This is a genomic window from Chitinophaga sp. G7 BAM 1005, assembly GCF_057126945.1.
On the sequence record NZ_CP181478.1, the window covers coordinates 2,512,022 to 2,526,254 of the forward strand.

General features: G+C 48.4%; 16 protein-coding genes. 3 read left to right on the forward strand and 13 right to left on the reverse strand.

The features are described 5' to 3' along the window. Window positions 1-15: 15 nt before the first annotated feature. From ACMXI2_RS10100 to ACMXI2_RS10145, 10 genes are all read right to left on the reverse strand, one after another. Window positions 16-1,470 carry a DUF5691 domain-containing protein gene (locus ACMXI2_RS10100; protein ID WP_483781475.1) on the reverse strand — a complete coding sequence of 485 codons (1,455 nt, stop codon included), beginning with the start codon at window positions 1,468-1,470 and terminating at the stop codon, window positions 16-18. Next, window positions 1,470-2,783 carry an SWIM zinc finger family protein gene (locus ACMXI2_RS10105; RefSeq protein WP_483781476.1) on the reverse strand — a complete coding sequence of 438 codons (1,314 nt, stop codon included), beginning with the start codon at window positions 2,781-2,783 and terminating at the stop codon, window positions 1,470-1,472. Before ACMXI2_RS10105 ends, ACMXI2_RS10100 begins: the two co-directional genes overlap by 1 nt. A gap of 116 nt (window positions 2,784-2,899) precedes the next feature. After that, window positions 2,900-3,211, reverse strand: a complete 312-nt coding sequence (locus ACMXI2_RS10110) for a DUF59 domain-containing protein (RefSeq protein ID WP_332002996.1) — start codon at window positions 3,209-3,211, stop codon at window positions 2,900-2,902. Continuing rightward, complete coding sequence (locus ACMXI2_RS10115) at window positions 3,208-3,636, reverse strand: SufE family protein (protein WP_079467726.1); 429 nt, start codon at window positions 3,634-3,636, stop codon at window positions 3,208-3,210. Before ACMXI2_RS10115 ends, ACMXI2_RS10110 begins: the two co-directional genes overlap by 4 nt. A gap of 10 nt (window positions 3,637-3,646) precedes the next feature. Continuing rightward, window positions 3,647-4,894, reverse strand: a complete 1,248-nt coding sequence (locus ACMXI2_RS10120) for an aminotransferase class V-fold PLP-dependent enzyme (protein ID WP_483781477.1) — start codon at window positions 4,892-4,894, stop codon at window positions 3,647-3,649. A gap of 7 nt (window positions 4,895-4,901) precedes the next feature. After that, window positions 4,902-6,221 (reverse strand): Fe-S cluster assembly protein SufD, encoded by a 1,320-nt coding sequence (gene sufD, locus ACMXI2_RS10125; protein WP_483781478.1) that lies wholly within the window; start codon window positions 6,219-6,221, stop codon window positions 4,902-4,904. A gap of 8 nt (window positions 6,222-6,229) precedes the next feature. After that, on the reverse strand, window positions 6,230-6,994 hold the full coding sequence (sufC, locus tag ACMXI2_RS10130) for a Fe-S cluster assembly ATPase SufC (protein ID WP_483781479.1): 765 nt from the start codon (window positions 6,992-6,994) through the stop codon (window positions 6,230-6,232). A 42-nt stretch (window positions 6,995-7,036) separates the two neighbouring features. After that, entirely contained in the window at window positions 7,037-8,482 is a 1,446-nt protein-coding gene (gene sufB, locus ACMXI2_RS10135) for a Fe-S cluster assembly protein SufB (protein ID WP_483781480.1), read from the reverse strand. 13 nt (window positions 8,483-8,495) lie between these two features. Next, window positions 8,496-8,822, reverse strand: a complete 327-nt coding sequence (locus ACMXI2_RS10140; protein ID WP_079467721.1) for a HesB/IscA family protein — start codon at window positions 8,820-8,822, stop codon at window positions 8,496-8,498. Between the two features lie 55 nt (window positions 8,823-8,877). Continuing rightward, the gene (locus ACMXI2_RS10145; protein WP_079467720.1) at window positions 8,878-9,447 is read right to left on the reverse strand and encodes an NADPH-dependent FMN reductase; all 570 of its coding nucleotides are present in this window, start codon (window positions 9,445-9,447) and stop codon (window positions 8,878-8,880) included. A gap of 138 nt (window positions 9,448-9,585) precedes the next feature. Between ACMXI2_RS10145 and ACMXI2_RS10150 the strand changes: the two genes are divergently transcribed. Continuing rightward, complete coding sequence (locus ACMXI2_RS10150; protein ID WP_483781481.1) at window positions 9,586-10,227, forward strand: helix-turn-helix transcriptional regulator; 642 nt, start codon at window positions 9,586-9,588, stop codon at window positions 10,225-10,227. 196 nt (window positions 10,228-10,423) lie between these two features. Here ACMXI2_RS10150 and ACMXI2_RS10155 read toward each other — a convergent pair whose 3' ends face one another. From ACMXI2_RS10155 to ACMXI2_RS10165, 3 genes are all read right to left on the reverse strand, one after another. Beyond that, a complete protein-coding gene (locus tag ACMXI2_RS10155; RefSeq protein ID WP_483781482.1) occupies window positions 10,424-10,840 on the reverse strand; it encodes an EamA family transporter in 417 nt (138 codons plus the stop codon). A gap of 61 nt (window positions 10,841-10,901) precedes the next feature. Beyond that, window positions 10,902-11,396, reverse strand: a complete 495-nt coding sequence (locus tag ACMXI2_RS10160) for an N-acetyltransferase family protein (RefSeq protein WP_483781483.1) — start codon at window positions 11,394-11,396, stop codon at window positions 10,902-10,904. A 12-nt stretch (window positions 11,397-11,408) separates the two neighbouring features. After that, the gene (locus ACMXI2_RS10165; protein WP_483781484.1) at window positions 11,409-11,963 is read right to left on the reverse strand and encodes a GNAT family N-acetyltransferase; all 555 of its coding nucleotides are present in this window, start codon (window positions 11,961-11,963) and stop codon (window positions 11,409-11,411) included. 143 nt (window positions 11,964-12,106) lie between these two features. Between ACMXI2_RS10165 and ACMXI2_RS10170 the strand changes: the two genes are divergently transcribed. Together ACMXI2_RS10170 and ACMXI2_RS10175 are read left to right on the forward strand one after the other, a co-directional pair. Then, the gene (locus ACMXI2_RS10170) at window positions 12,107-12,787 is read left to right on the forward strand and encodes a response regulator transcription factor (protein WP_483781485.1); all 681 of its coding nucleotides are present in this window, start codon (window positions 12,107-12,109) and stop codon (window positions 12,785-12,787) included. Between the two features lie 4 nt (window positions 12,788-12,791). Further along, window positions 12,792-14,162: a sensor histidine kinase gene (locus tag ACMXI2_RS10175; RefSeq protein ID WP_483781486.1), complete on the forward strand. Its 1,371-nt coding sequence runs from the start codon at window positions 12,792-12,794 to the stop codon at window positions 14,160-14,162. The last annotated feature ends 71 nt before the right edge of the window (window positions 14,163-14,233 follow it).

Consider the following 14,233-nt stretch of genomic DNA (forward strand, 5'->3'; position numbering starts at 1 on the left):
ATTAATGTGTTTGGATTAAAGTGATTGTATCTGGCTTTTTGCCTGGAGCAGCCGGCCCAGGTGAACCTTTATATTATTCCAGTACCCGGTGTGATAGGCTTCCACGGGCGCGATATCGTCCAGGGTAGCGGCAATGGCCACGGGTATTTGCCGGATATGATTGTTCATGAATTGCTGGTTGTAAGTGTAAGGCTGTGTGGCCGCATATTTAAATATCCGGGTACACAGCGGGAGGCTCCATTCTTCCTGGTTATTGCAGGCGTACCGGATGATGGAATCCGGGTGTTCATCAAAGAACTTTTCACTGAATTGCTGCTGCTGTTCCGGCGGCAGCATGGGAATGATATCTATATAAAATGTTTCACTGTGATGCATAAACGAAAGGGCGCGCTCTTTGTCTTCAAACCAGGCGATGGCCAGCACCAGTGCCGGGATAAAGGGGTTCAGCGGTTCCTGCAACTGAAAGAGGGCGATCACCCTTTCCGTATTCCGCTTGAAATGTTCTTCCCAGCGGGCGGGGTGTACAAGGCTGATCAGCTGGTAGAGGATGTGTGTTTCATCCGGGATAGTTTTATCGTTGCTGAGTTTTTCGATGCCGCTCTGGAAGATGCTGTCGTCCGTTATTTCCGGGAGGGCTACGGTTACCTGTCCGTATTCATCGAGTTGTATGGCGCCGGCTATGATTTGCCAGTATTTTTCGTGAAGGGAGGAGCCGGGCAGTTTTTTCAGGATGCGGGTGGCGGTTTCTTTTACCTGTTTACTTTTTTCCGTAAGCAGGGATTCCAGCCAGGGAATGTCTGCAGGGTTTGCGGGTTGTTCCAGTACGGAGAGCAGTTCCGTTTTCACGGTAGCGCTTTCTTTGGGCCAGGATTGTTCCAGCCAGGTGCGGGCCATTACGGGATCGGCTGCACGTAGTTCTTTCAGTGCTTCCAGGCGTTGTGCGGTGGCGCCGTTCTGCCACCTGTCTTCGATGGTGTCTGCCACGCGTGAAAAGTTCCAGTCGGGGTTAAAGTGTCCGAGCCATTCCGCGCGTTGCCCGCCTGTGGCAGCGATCAATGCCCGCAATGATTTATTCCGCCAGCCTTTATCCAGCATCGCGGGCAGTTGTGCCGGCGGGAGGAGTACGTTTGCTTTGGCGCAGTATTCGAGCCAAAGCTGGAGGAGCTGGATGCTGTCTGTTTCCAGTACCTGTTGCAATACTCTTACGGCGGCGGGTTTGCAGTAAGGTTTTGTTTCCGGCGGGCACACTTTCATGGGTGCTACGTTGGCGGTAACGGGTTGGGTACCGCTTAGCCGGTAGTTATAGAGTACCGCAGCCAGTTGCAGGAATTTATCTTCTTTGTCTGTATTATCGCTGGTCAGTATGGTATTGGCCGCCTGTTGCAGCGGGCCATTCATACCGGTGCTGCCGGCCGGCTTTTTGGCCGTGCCGAGAAGGGCGGTATTGATGAGTTGATTCCAGTGCTCCATTATAATATTTTGTATTCCTGTTCGTGCCAAACGCCAATGGGTTCATATTGGGTTTCTTTACCTGTAACTGCCATGTGCAGGGGTGTTCCACCGCTTAGCGCCAGCAGTTTCCAGATCTGCTGGAATGTTTCTTTCACGGGCATCAGTTGCTGGCGGCTGTCCTGCAGCCACCATTGTTCCGCGTGCCAAACGGGCGTAAGGTCTGCGATCGTGTATACCTGGTCGTTATACACGGGCAGTACCTCACTGATGGCGGTTTGTGCGGTTACTACTTCCTGCCATCCGGCGTAGCCGTTGAAGGTATGATTTGCCGGTATAGTTACCTGTTGTTTGATGAGTGCGCGCAGTGGTGCTGCAGAAGGGTAAAATACCAGTTCTGCATTAATGGCGCTGCCGGGTGTGAGGGTGTTGGTGATGGTGCTTTGTCCGCGGACATAGAACTGTAGTATCAGCGCGGGGCGTTTGGTATTTACGCCGTATAGCCAATAGCGTTCCACCACGAGGCGGTCTTCCTCCGTAGTTTGTTTTCCCAGTACCTGCCAGGTGTCGGTGATGCCGGTTTGTTCCTTCAGTTCTTCCTGTGAGGTAGAAAATCCGGCGAGTGTACGGATATCCTGTTGCAGTGCGGGCGGCAGGTCGCTGATATGCTGGTACCCTTGTATCACGAGGTAAATGCGTGTAAGCCGGGTGATGAAAACGGATTGCCATCCATCGTGGAAGTAGCTGATGTCTGCCAGTTCGCGCATCATGGCGGCGAGGCCGGGGGCCTGTGCATCTACCATGCGGCGGATCATATTTTCAAAGAAGGAAGGATCTTTTTCGGGCATGTCCATGATACCGTTGCGCACGAGATCTTTCATCCATCGGAGGAGTTCTGCGGCGCCGTCGCTTACTTTCTGCATGCGTGCCTGTTGTCTTTTGGCCTGGGCGGTGGTATCAGCCTGCTTTTCTGTTGCAGTGGGTGTTGTATTTTTCTTCTCTTCTTTTTCGGCGCGTTTGGTGAGCCATTCGCTAACCCAGGAGGGTGGCGTTTCTTCGGGGAAGGAAGCCCGTTGCCTGGAATAGAGTAACAGCAGTCCCAGTCCGTGTTTACAGGGAAACTTACGGCTGGGGCAACTGCATTTGAATGCCATGTTGCCGGTATCTACCTGTGTCTGGTATGGTTTACTGCCGCTGCCCTGGCATTCGCCCCATAACGCAATTTCGCTGACGCCTTTACTCACCCATTTAGCGGGATTGGCCAGGTCTTTCCCGGATTTACGGGAAGAATCATCAGGCGCCATAGCCAGCACTTGTTCGTCGGATAGGTTCAATGGATTAACGATTTAAACCGCAAAGTAAATAATTCCATAAAATAAAAAACCAAATATCAGATAACACTACGCAGTGTATTTGATATTTGGTTTTAGTATGTAAGTATTGTGATATTTTACAGAAAGCCGAGTTCGAGCTTTGCTTCTTCGCTCATCATTTCTTTTGTCCAGGGTGGATCAAAAGTAAGGTGAACATCTACATCAGAAACGCCTTCTATATTTCTTATTTTTTCATCTACTTCCCGGATAATATCGCCGGCTACGGGGCAGCCGGGAGCGGTAAGGGTCATATCGATACCGATCCTGTTATTTTCCTTGATTTTTACTTCGTATACCAGTCCAAGTTCCCATATGTTCACCGGGATTTCCGGGTCGAATACGGTTTTGAGCTGTGCTTCTATCTGTTCTCTTAATGTTGCTTCACTCATTGCTGGTTAATTTTAGCCTGGTAGGCGATGGCGTACAGCTTCATTTGTTTGAGCATACTCAGCAACCCGTTGGAGCGGGTAGGTGAGAGGTGGCTGCTCAGGCCGATGGCATCGATAAAATAAATTTCAGCTGCAGCAATTTCCTGTGGCGTATGACCGGAAAGTACATAAATCATCAGGCTTACAAGCCCTTTGGTGATCACTGCATCGCTGTCGCCGGTAAAGAACAATTTGCCGTCTTTCAGCTCTGTGTGTAGCCACACGCGCGACTGGCAGCCTTTGATGAGATTGTCCGGCGTTTTAAATTCTTCTGAGATGAGTGGTAATTCCTTACCCAGCTGGATGATATATTCGTATTTATCTTCCCAGCTGCCCATCACCGAAAAATCGGATATTATTTCTTCCTGTATTTCCTGGATCGTCATATTCACCTGTTTACAAAAGCATGGCGGCAGCTCTTTTTATGCCGGCAACCAGTTTGTCTATTTCTTCTTTGGTATTATAGAAAGAAAGGGATGCACGCACGGTACCGGGGATTTTAAAGATATCCATCAGTGGTTCGGTGCAATGGTGTCCTGTTCTTACGGCGATGCCTTGCTGATCCAGCAGTTCACCCATATCAAACGGGTGGATGTTGTGTACCAGGAAGGAGATAGCGCCGCTTCTTTCTGCTGCGTCTCCGATAAAACGGATGCCATCGATCCGGCGTAGTTCCTGCATGGCATATTCCATCAGCTCTTCTTCCCATTGCTGGATTTTGGAGATCCCGGTTTGCTGCAGGTATTCGATAGCCTTGCCCAGTGCGATGCCACCGGCAATGTTAGGGGTGCCGGCTTCAAATTTATACGGCAGTTCGTTGTATGTTGTTTTTTCGAAAGTAACGGTTTTGATCATATCACCGCCGCCCTGGTAGGGGGGCAGTTTATTGAGCCATTCCTTTTTGCCATAGAGAACGCCGGTTCCGGTAGGGCCATAAATTTTATGACCGGAGAAAGCGAGGAAATCCACGTTGAGGGCCTGCACATCGATACTGATATGCTGGATTGCCTGAGCGGCATCGAGCAGTACCGGTATATTGCGTGCATGCGCCAGCGTTATAATATCCTGCACCGGGTTTATGGTGCCCATTGTATTGGACACGTAGGTAACGGCTACTATTTTCACGGAATCATCCAGCATAGCTTCGTATGCATCCATCCGGAGTTCGCCGCGGTCGTTGATAGGAATTACCTTGAGTATGGCGCCGGTTTCTTCGCAGGCTATCTGCCAGGGCACTATATTACTATGGTGTTCCATTGCAGAAATGATGACGCTGTCGCCTGGTTTGAGGAAGCGGCGGCTCATGGTATTGGCTACCAGGTTGATGCCGGCGGTGGTACCTGCGGTGAAGATTACTTCATGCGGGTCGGCGGCATTGATATAGCCTGCAATGGTGATGCGGGCTTTTTCGTATGCGTTGGTAGCTACCTGGCTCAGGTGATGTACACCCCGGTGCACATTGCTGTTATATTCTTCGTAATAGCGGGCTTCCGTGTCTATTACAACCTGTGGTTTCTGCGTGGTAGCTCCGTTGTCGAAGTATACCAGCGGTTTACCATGTACCTGTTGCTGCAGGATAGGAAAATCCTTTCTGATCTGCTTTACGTCCAGGCCGTCGGTTACTATGTTAGCAATATGTTCCATTGTAAAATTAGTTATTCATGATCTCCGCAATCTGCGTCTGCAGGAAATGTTGCAGGGCAGGCACCTTCACTGCATCTGTGATGTCGTGGGAGAAGGCGTTTACCATCAGTGCTTTTGCCGCATCTTCGCCTATGCCGCGTGAGCGGAGGTAAAACATGGACTCTTCACTGAACTGACCGGCAGTAAAACCGTGGCTGCACTTTACGTCGTCGGCATAAATTTCCAGCTGAGGCTGGGAGTTGATGTCCGCTTTGGCGCCGAGCAGGAGGTTATTATTCTGCTGGAAAGCATTTGTTTTCTGTGCTTCCTGGTGTACAAGGATCTTGCCGGTAAATACGCCGTTGGCGTTATCGAGCAGTACGCCTTTGTACAGTTCGTTGCTGTTGCAATCGGGCATGATGTGATCCATAAAGGTATGGTTATCTACATGCTGGTGTTTGCTGGCAATATATAAACCGTTCAGATTAGTTTCGGTATGACTGCCATTCAGGGCCACGCTCAGGTTGTTACGGGTGAACGGGGTGTTTGGCAGGGTGAAATTAAAATGGTGATAACGGCTGTCTTTGTGTTGTTGTGCAGCAGTGGTATGTACTTCCCGGAAGCTTTCGGCGCCCTGTTGTACATTATAATGCCACAGTTCTGCATTTTCCAGTACCACGGTTTCCAGTACACTGTTTGCAAAAGCGATGGTGGTGGTTTCCGGGTGTACGGAAGTTTCGATGATGGTGGCGGCAGCGTTTCTGTTCAGGATCCACAGGTGGCGTGGCTGAATGAAGGCGTGCGCTGTACAGGAGTAAACGTTTACTACATGTATTGGTTTATCGAGCACGGTGTTGGCAGCCAGTTCAAGATACAGGCCATCTGCGAAGAGGGCTGTATTCAGCTGTGCCAGTGATTCGGCGGCCAGGTGGTGCTGTTCGTTGAAATAGGTAACAAAGCCTGGTGCGCTAGTGTGGGTGCTCATGGCGCCAACGGTAATACCTTTGCCTTGCGGCAGGGTAGACTGATCCGCCTGCAGGCGGCCATTTACCAGCACGATGCGGTAGCAGTCCAGTTCAGGAATAGCGGTGCTGTTTACTACTTCTTCTGAAACGGGGGAAGCGGTAGTGAGCAGTTCATAAGGAAACTCTTTCAGGTAGCGCTGAATATTCGTGTAGCGCCATGCTTCCGTTTTCAGCGTAGGCAAGCCTATCGCAGAGAAACGCTCCAGCGCCTTGCGGCGGATGTCCTGCAGCGTATCCGTAGCGAGGGCCGGAACCTGTGCCGACAGTGCATTTACATCTTCTGTTAACGCCTGGTAAAATGGCAATATCATATCGCTTGTCATAGTTCTTTTTATACAGATTCTTTCAAATGTAATTCCTCTTTCAGCCAGTCGTATCCTCTTTCTTCGAGTTCCAGTGCCAGTTCTTTGGTACCGGTTTTAATGATACGGCCGTTGTATAATACATGCACAAAGTCAGGTATGATATACTCCAGCAGGCGTTGATAGTGAGTAATCACTACGAAAGATTTTTCTGCATCACGTAATTTGTTTACACCACTTGAAACAATACGCAGTGCATCGATATCCAGTCCGGAATCTGTTTCATCCAATATGGCCAGCTGCGGGTCCAGCATAGCGAGTTGGAAAATTTCGTTACGTTTCTTTTCGCCACCGCTGAATCCTTCGTTGAGGGAACGGTTCATCAGGTTGGAGTGGAAGTCGACCAGTTGTTGTTTTTCTTTGGTCAGCTTCAGGAATTCCCTGGCTTCGAGGGCGGGGAGACCTTTATACGCCCTGATTTCATTCAGTGCGGTTTTGAGGAAGTTGAGGTTAGAAACACCTGGAATTTCTACGGGGTATTGAAAAGCGAGGAAAACACCTTCGCGGGCGCGTTCTTCCGGAGCCATATCCAGCAGATTTTTGCCGTTGAACCAAACTTCACCTTCGGTGACAGTGTAGTTATCACGTCCCGCCAGAACAGAAGCCAGTGAGCTTTTGCCGGAACCGTTAGGCCCCATGATGGCGTGCATTTCTCCTTTGTTTATTTCGAGATTAATGCCTTTCAGAATTTTTTTCCCTTCTACTTCTGCGTGCAGATTTTTAATCGTCAGCATGATTGTTTTATTTCGTTCTATATGTATTAATTGGATAATGAGTTATCCAACGCTTCCTTCGAGTGTAATAGATAATAATTTTTGTGCTTCCACTGCAAACTCCATCGGGAGCTGGTTCAGTACTTCCTTCACATAACCGTTTACGATCAGGGCTACTGCTTTTTCGCTGTCGATGCCACGCTGGTTCAGGTAGAAGATCTGGTCTTCACCGATTTTCGAAGTGGTGGCTTCGTGTTCGATCATGGCAGTTTTGTTCCTTGATTCGATATACGGGAAGGTGTGGGAGCCGCATTGGTTACCGATGAGCAGGGAATCGCACTGGGTGAAGTTACGTGCATTGTCGGCACGTGGCCCAACGGATACCAGTCCGCGGTAGCTGTTGTCACCTCTGCCGGCGGAAATACCTTTGGAGATGATACGGCTTTTGGTGCCTTTCCCGATGTGGTGGATCTTGGTACCGGTATCCGCGATCTGTTTGTTACGGACTACTGCTACGGAGTAAAATTCACCTTCGGAGTGGTCGCCCTGCAGAATTACGCTGGGATATTTCCAGGTAATAGCAGAGCCGGTTTCTACCTGTGTCCAGGAGATCTTGCTGGCAGCGCCTTTGCAGATCCCTCTTTTGGTAACGAAGTTATAGATACCGCCTTTACCGTCTTTATCGCCGGGATACCAGTTTTGTACGGTAGAGTATTTTATTTCCGCCTGTTCGAGCGCTATCAGTTCTACTACTGCTGCGTGCAGTTGATTTTCATCACGCATAGGAGCGGTACAGCCTTCGAGGTAGCTTACGTAGCTGTTATCGTCTGCAATGATCAGGGTACGTTCAAATTGTCCGGTGTTCTGTGCATTGATACGGAAGTAAGTGCTCAGTTCCATCGGGCAGCGTACGCCTTTGGGAATGTATACGAAGGAGCCATCGGAAAATACGGCGGCGTTGAGTGCTGCAAAAATGTTGTCAGTATGGGGAACTACGCTGCCCAGGTATTTCTTTACCAGTTCGGGGTGTTCCTGTACTGCTTCACCGAAAGAGCAGAAGATCACGCCCATTTCTTTCAGTTTTCCTTTGAAAGTGGTGGCAACGGAAACGCTGTCGAAAACGGCATCTACGGCTACACCGGTAAGGGCTTTCTGTTCATTCAGGGGAATACCCAGTTTTGCGAAGGTAGCCAGCAGTTCCGGATCTACTTCATCCAGGCTGTTGAGCTGTTTTTTCTTACGGGGGGCGGCATAGTAGGAAAGTGCCTGCAGATCGAGCTTAGGCATTTCAAAGTGCTGCCATTTCGGGAATTCCATTTTCTTAAACGCGGCAAATCCCTTCAGGCGCCATTCCAGCAGCCATTCAGGCTCATTCTTCTTCGCCGAAATAAAACGGATGATATCTTCATTCAGCCCCGGAGGAGCTATATCCATTTCAATATCGGTGCTAAAGCCAAACTCGTACTCCTTATTGGCTATATCATCAATTATTTCGTTACTGTTGATCATACAAGTTTAATATTTAAACCGCAAAGCTTTCGCCGCAGCTACACGTTCTGGTTGCATTTGGATTATTAAAGTAGAGGCCTTTGCCGTTGAGTCCATCAGAATAGTCCAGTTCTGTACCATACAGGTACAGGAGGCTTTTCATTTGTACCACTACTTTTACGCCTTTATCTTCAAAAACCTGGTCGCCCTCTTCTTCAGTTGCTTCAAATTTCATCACATATTCAAGACCTGAGCAACCACCACCTTTTACGCCTACACGCACAAAGGTGCCCGGCGCATGATGTTCTTTTTCCATCAGCGCTTTGATATATTCTCCTGCTTTTTCTGAAACGGTTATCATACTCAGAATTTGTTTTAATTAGCTATTTACCGGTTTCCCGGCCTTCCTTATCTGTTTATCCTTCAATACCAGCCACTACATGCGATTTAGCCGCACACAGTAACTGCACCATCGTATCCAGTTTATTTTTATAGAACTCAGTGAACCCGCGGGTTTCCGGGTCATACAGGTTGTCTTTCAAAATAGGCAGGGAATATGGTAAAACCCATGCCCTCAGAGCCTTTGCCACTGCGTCCATCGCATTTATACCCTGCATGGCCTGGGTGCCGTCCGCCCAGGAGAGCAAAGCTACAACCTTTCCTGTTAAATAAGGACGCTGGTTCTTGCTTGTCATTTCGAGCCAGTCCAGGCAATTTTTCATGGCGCCTGTCATACTGCCATGATATAAAGGAGTCATCCAGATATGCAGATCCGCCTTACAAAAAGCTTTGCACATGGCATCTACTGCGGGTGGTTTTGTTCCTGCTTCCGCCTGGGAGAAAAAGGGGATTTGGGCGTTACCCAGACTGAAGATTTCCGGGGAAAATCCTTTCTCTTTTAACTGTTCCGTCAAGTACACCGCCAGCTGGTTTGCTGTGGCATAAGGACGATCATCTATTGCACCATTAAATATCAGGACGTTCATTAATATTTAACTTTTAGAAATTTAAATGATTATGAGATTAAATTTTGATGAAGGATCTCATAAACTCACCAAAATCCCAAAATCTTTTTTTTAGCTTTCACAAAAATACCGATATTTGAGAATAAAACAAGTAAGAACTTGGAAAATTATCCAATACGAACCAAGAATGCTGCCGAACGGTTTTTGACGTTGCTCAAGACCCGGGGACCGCTGTCTGCAGCAGAATTGGCCAGTGAATTGGGTATTACCGGAGAGGGCGCCAGGCTTCAACTGCTCAAACTGGCAGAAGAGGGATTGGTGCAGTCGGAAAGTGCTTCCAAAGGCGTAGGACGCCCTGTTTTAATATGGAGCCTTACCCCCCTGGGTAACGCCCGTTTCCCTGACACACATACCGAACTCACCCTTCAGCTGATCCAGACCATTAAGAATGTATTGGGCAAGGAAGCGCTCGATAACGTAGTGAACGCCCGGGAGAAAAGCCAGCTGGAAAAATACAGCAGCGCCCTGGAGGGGGTTAGCGGTATTGAAAACCGGCTTACCTCCTTTGCAGCCATCCGTTCCGGGGAAGGCTACCTGGCTGAATGGAAAAAAGAAGGAGATACCTATTATTTTATAGAGAATCATTGTCCCATTTGCTGTGCCGCCACAGAATGTGATAATATCTGTACTTCCGAGATGAGGACGTTTGTCAGCATACTCGGAGAAAAAATGAATGTGTCGCGGATGGAACACATTATCAACGGCGCCCGCCGTTGTGTGTACAAGATAGAAGCGGAGTAGCGGATTTTGTCTTTCCCGGGATTACGCTGATTATACTGATTTGCTTGATTTTATTTTTTGGATTTAGATGATTTGGGGAGATATAAGTGGATATTTTCGCTTATATCTCCCCAAATCATCTAAATCCAAAGGGATCAAATCCCTAAATCAGTATAATCAGCGTAATCCCGGGAAAGACAAAATCCGCATGGGACTATTATTTTAAGATGAGCACCAGGGTGCCGGCGATGATAAGCCCGGCGCCGATGGCTGTTTTCAGGGTGAGCGTTTCGTGGAGGAAGATGGCGGACAGGATAATGGTGAGCGCTACACTGAGCTTGTCCACCGGTGCTACCTGTGATACTTTTCCTACCTGGAGCGCTTTAAAATAAAAGATCCACGAACAACCGGTAGCAATGCCGGATAATACAAGGAACAGCAGCCCATGTTTGGATAAGGCGCCGAAACTTTTATATTCCCCTCTTACAAATACAATGGCCCAGGCCAGTACCAATATAACGATCGTCCGGATGGCGGTAGCCAGATTAGAAGGGATGTCCGCTACCCCGATTTTGGCGAGGATAGCGGTTAGCGCCGCGAAGAAAGCAGATAGCAATGCATAAAACCACCACATATTTTTCCTGATTTACGGTCCGAAATTATCCCCGAAAACTGAAGGAATGTTGTAGCCGGGGTCAGATCTTTCTTCCTAAAATTTTTAAACTCCTTTCCACGCCGTCCAGTACCGCAATTTCCGGCAGGTGTGCCCATTCTTCAAAACCCATATTCATAAACAATTTCAGACTGGGTTCGTTGTGTGCAAAGATAAAACCCAACAGGGTTTGTACGCCGAATTCCGGCGCTACGGTAATGGCATGTTGCAGTATTTTTTTGCCTAATCCTTTGCCACGGACGGTTTCATCGAGGTAAATACTTACTTCCACGGTGCCGTTGTAGGCGGGGCGGCCGTAAAACGACTGAAAGCTCATCCAGCCCACATTGCTGCCGTTGTCGTCTATCATCCACAGCGGGCGGTGGGTATTGTTGTGCGCATGAAACCAGGGCAGCCGGCTTTCAATGGTGACGGGGGCCGTATCGGCGGTCACCATCCGGCCGGCGATAGTAGTGTTATAAATTTCAACGATCCGTGGCAGGTCGGCTTCTGTAGCATGCCGGAATTGTAAGCTCATGGTATATAATAATTAGAAAATAGATTCCCGTGTATGTTCATGTCTTAAAAGGCTGTAGAGTTCTGCGTTTACAAATTTTCCTTTTTCAAAGAAGGCATCTCTTAAAAAACCTTCGTACCGGAATCCCAGCCGGTTTAACAACCTGGAAGACGCCTGGTTTTCCGGGTCCACAAAAGCCTCAATGCGGTTGAACTGTAATTCCTCATAGCCATAAGTAAGCATGGCGCTGATGGCTTCTTTCATAACGCCTTTGCCCCAGTAGGCCGGTTGCAGATCGTACCCGATTTCCGCTTTGAAATGTGTTTTGCTGATCTTGTGATATCCGCAGGTGCCTATCAGTTCATCCTTTCCTGCCAGTGTGATGGCCCATCGCATGCCTTCTTCCTTTTCCAGGCTTTGACGGAAGAACTGTACAATATGTGTGGCTTCACTGATATTGGAAAAAGAATCAATGTCCATATATTTTGTGACCGCGTCATCTGAAAAATGCCTGAAGAGGGCGGCGGTATCCTTATCTTCTATGGATCTCAGCACCAGGTTGCCGGTACTTAAAACGGGTACATGCATGATATGGTTGCCGGTTTAGGTTGAGGCAAAGCTAACAGATATTGCGAAATTGTCCATAGGAACCTCGATTTTAATCCCGCTTTAATGCCCGCCCGGGTAAACAATCCTACTTTTGCAGGGGTTATTGCTTATAATTTTTTGATATGAAAATACTGGTTATAGAAGATGAAGTTAAAGTGGGGGCTTTCATCAAACGCGGGCTGGAAGAGCATCACCACCAGGTGGACGTGCATACAAATGGTATTGCCGGTCAGCAGGCTGCCCTGGAACAGGATTATGACCTCATTTTACTGGACCTGATGTTGCCGGGTATAAATGGAACGGCTGTATGTAAAAATCTGCGTGCGCTGGAAATCAGTATACCTGTATTAATGCTCACGGCGTTGAACGCTACGCAGGATATTGTAGAAGGACTCAATGCCGGCGCCGATGACTATCTCGCCAAGCCTTTTCATTTTTCCGAGCTGATAGCCCGTATCAATGCGTTGTCGAGAAGGAAAAGTCATTTCCACCAGGAGCAGGCGGTGCTTACGTTTGCGGACCTTCAGCTGAACACCCATACCAAAACTGCCAGCCGCGAAGGGCAGGAAATTGTGCTCACTGCGAAGGAGTATGCGTTGCTGGAGCTGTTGCTCCGTAATACCGGCAAGGTGTTGTCCCGGGCGCTTATCTCTGAAGCCGTGTGGGGCCTGGAGTTTGACACCGGCACCAACACCATTGATGTATATGTAAATTATCTCCGGAATAAAATTGAAAAAGGCTTTACCGGCGAAAAGCTGATCCACACCGTAGTTGGGATGGGTTATGTGATGAAACAGAAATAAGCTCATGAAGATCCGGCACCGGCTATCACTGCAATTTACCCTGATTTCAGGTATTATCCTTACGGTGGTTTTCGTACTGATATACCTGTTATCTGCCCAATACATCCAGAACAGTTTCTATAAGCTGTTGCAGATGCGTGCATTGGTAACTGCGCAGGTGTACCTGGAAAAGGACGAGCTGACGAAGAAGAAATTCCTTGAAATAGAGAAGAGCTACCGGGAACGGATACCCGATGAATCCAGTAATATTTATGATCAGCATAACCAGGCCGTGTTCATTGAAAAAACAAGGTACAACTGGCCGGTGTCACTGCTGGAAACCATCCGTCACAGGGAAGTGTACCGCTTCCGTTTTCGGGAAGAGTCGGGGTTGGGGATCTATTATCCCGATAACCAGGGCGACTTTGTAGTGATTGTAACCGCGCGTAATACCGCGGGCATCCAGCAACTGCAGTATCTTTTGTGGATACTGATTGTGATGTTTTTTGCAGCGTTGCTGATCACTTTCCTGATGGGGCAGTGGTATGCCAGCAGGGCGCTGGACCCTATTAAAAGTATTAACCGGCAGGTGCAGAAGATCCGCTCCAACAACCTGCATATGCGGGTGCAGCAGGGATTGAATAAAGATGAAATAGATGAACTGGCTACTAATTTTAATGGTCTTCTGCAACACCTGGAACAGGCTTTTGATATGCAACGTTCTTTTGTGTCCAATGCCTCTCATGAGTTGCGTACGCCATTAACTACTATTATCGGGGAGATAGAAGTCACGCTTCAGAACAGCCGGAGCCGGGAAGAATATGTGCAAACGCTGGGAACTTTGCTCGGTGAGTCGGAGAAGCTGAAGATCATTACGGATGGCCTGTTGCAGCTTACAAGAGTAGATGCCAACCTTACGGAAGCCAATAGTGAATTGATCCGGCCGGATGAATTATTATGGGAACTGGCGGAGTACTGGCGTCATAAATCACCGCCGGTGCAGCTTCATGTACAACTCAGCAGCCTGCCGGAAGACGCAGCCCTGCTTTGTGTCCGTGGCAATCGTCCGCTGATGTCGCTGGCATTGCAGAACATTATCCGCAACGCGTTTAAATTTTCGTATAACCGTGACGTTAGTGCCCGGCTTTCTTATAGCAACAGCGGCATCACCTTGTCTGTAAGCGACCGTGGTATTGGTATTGCGGCGACTGATACCGAAAAAATATTTATGCCGCTGTATCGTGCGGATAATGCGCATCCTTTTGACGGATATGGTATTGGCTTATCTATGACACAAAAGATCCTGCAACTGCATAAAGCTACCATTACAGTGAGCAGTGTGTTAGGGCAGGGAACTACCTTTAATATTTTCTTTACTCCCGCCGGTAAATTCTAACCCGGTTTTAACTTCATTCTAATAAGCTGCTAATAGACGCCTGCCATCTTTGTGCAACGAAAAAAAGTTGT

Bases quoted from the DNA above. Each gene is read 5' to 3' on its own strand.
- ACMXI2_RS10140 (WP_079467721.1), bottom strand. From the start codon at position 8,822: ATGATAACCGTTTCAGAAAAAGCAGGAGAATATATCAAAGCGCTGATG.
- sufB (WP_483781480.1), bottom strand. From the start codon at position 8,482: ATGATCAACAGTAACGAAATAATTGATGATATAGCCAATAAGGAGTAC.
- ACMXI2_RS10115 (WP_079467726.1), bottom strand. From the start codon at position 3,636: ATGACGATCCAGGAAATACAGGAAGAAATAATATCCGATTTTTCGGTG.
- ACMXI2_RS10165 (WP_483781484.1), bottom strand. From the start codon at position 11,963: ATGCATGTACCCGTTTTAAGTACCGGCAACCTGGTGCTGAGATCCATA.
- ACMXI2_RS10160 (WP_483781483.1), bottom strand. From the start codon at position 11,396: ATGAGCTTACAATTCCGGCATGCTACAGAAGCCGACCTGCCACGGATC.
- ACMXI2_RS10100 (WP_483781475.1), bottom strand. From the start codon at position 1,470: ATGGAGCACTGGAATCAACTCATCAATACCGCCCTTCTCGGCACGGCC.
- sufD (WP_483781478.1), bottom strand. From the start codon at position 6,221: ATGACAAGCGATATGATATTGCCATTTTACCAGGCGTTAACAGAAGAT.
- ACMXI2_RS10175 (WP_483781486.1), top strand. From the start codon at position 12,792: ATGAAGATCCGGCACCGGCTATCACTGCAATTTACCCTGATTTCAGGT.
- ACMXI2_RS10145 (WP_079467720.1), bottom strand. From the start codon at position 9,447: ATGAACGTCCTGATATTTAATGGTGCAATAGATGATCGTCCTTATGCC.
- sufC (WP_483781479.1), bottom strand. From the start codon at position 6,994: ATGCTGACGATTAAAAATCTGCACGCAGAAGTAGAAGGGAAAAAAATT.
- ACMXI2_RS10120 (WP_483781477.1), bottom strand. From the start codon at position 4,894: ATGGAACATATTGCTAACATAGTAACCGACGGCCTGGACGTAAAGCAG.
- ACMXI2_RS10155 (WP_483781482.1), bottom strand. From the start codon at position 10,840: ATGTGGTGGTTTTATGCATTGCTATCTGCTTTCTTCGCGGCGCTAACC.
- ACMXI2_RS10110 (WP_332002996.1), bottom strand. From the start codon at position 3,211: ATGAGTGAAGCAACATTAAGAGAACAGATAGAAGCACAGCTCAAAACC.
- ACMXI2_RS10170 (WP_483781485.1), top strand. From the start codon at position 12,107: ATGAAAATACTGGTTATAGAAGATGAAGTTAAAGTGGGGGCTTTCATC.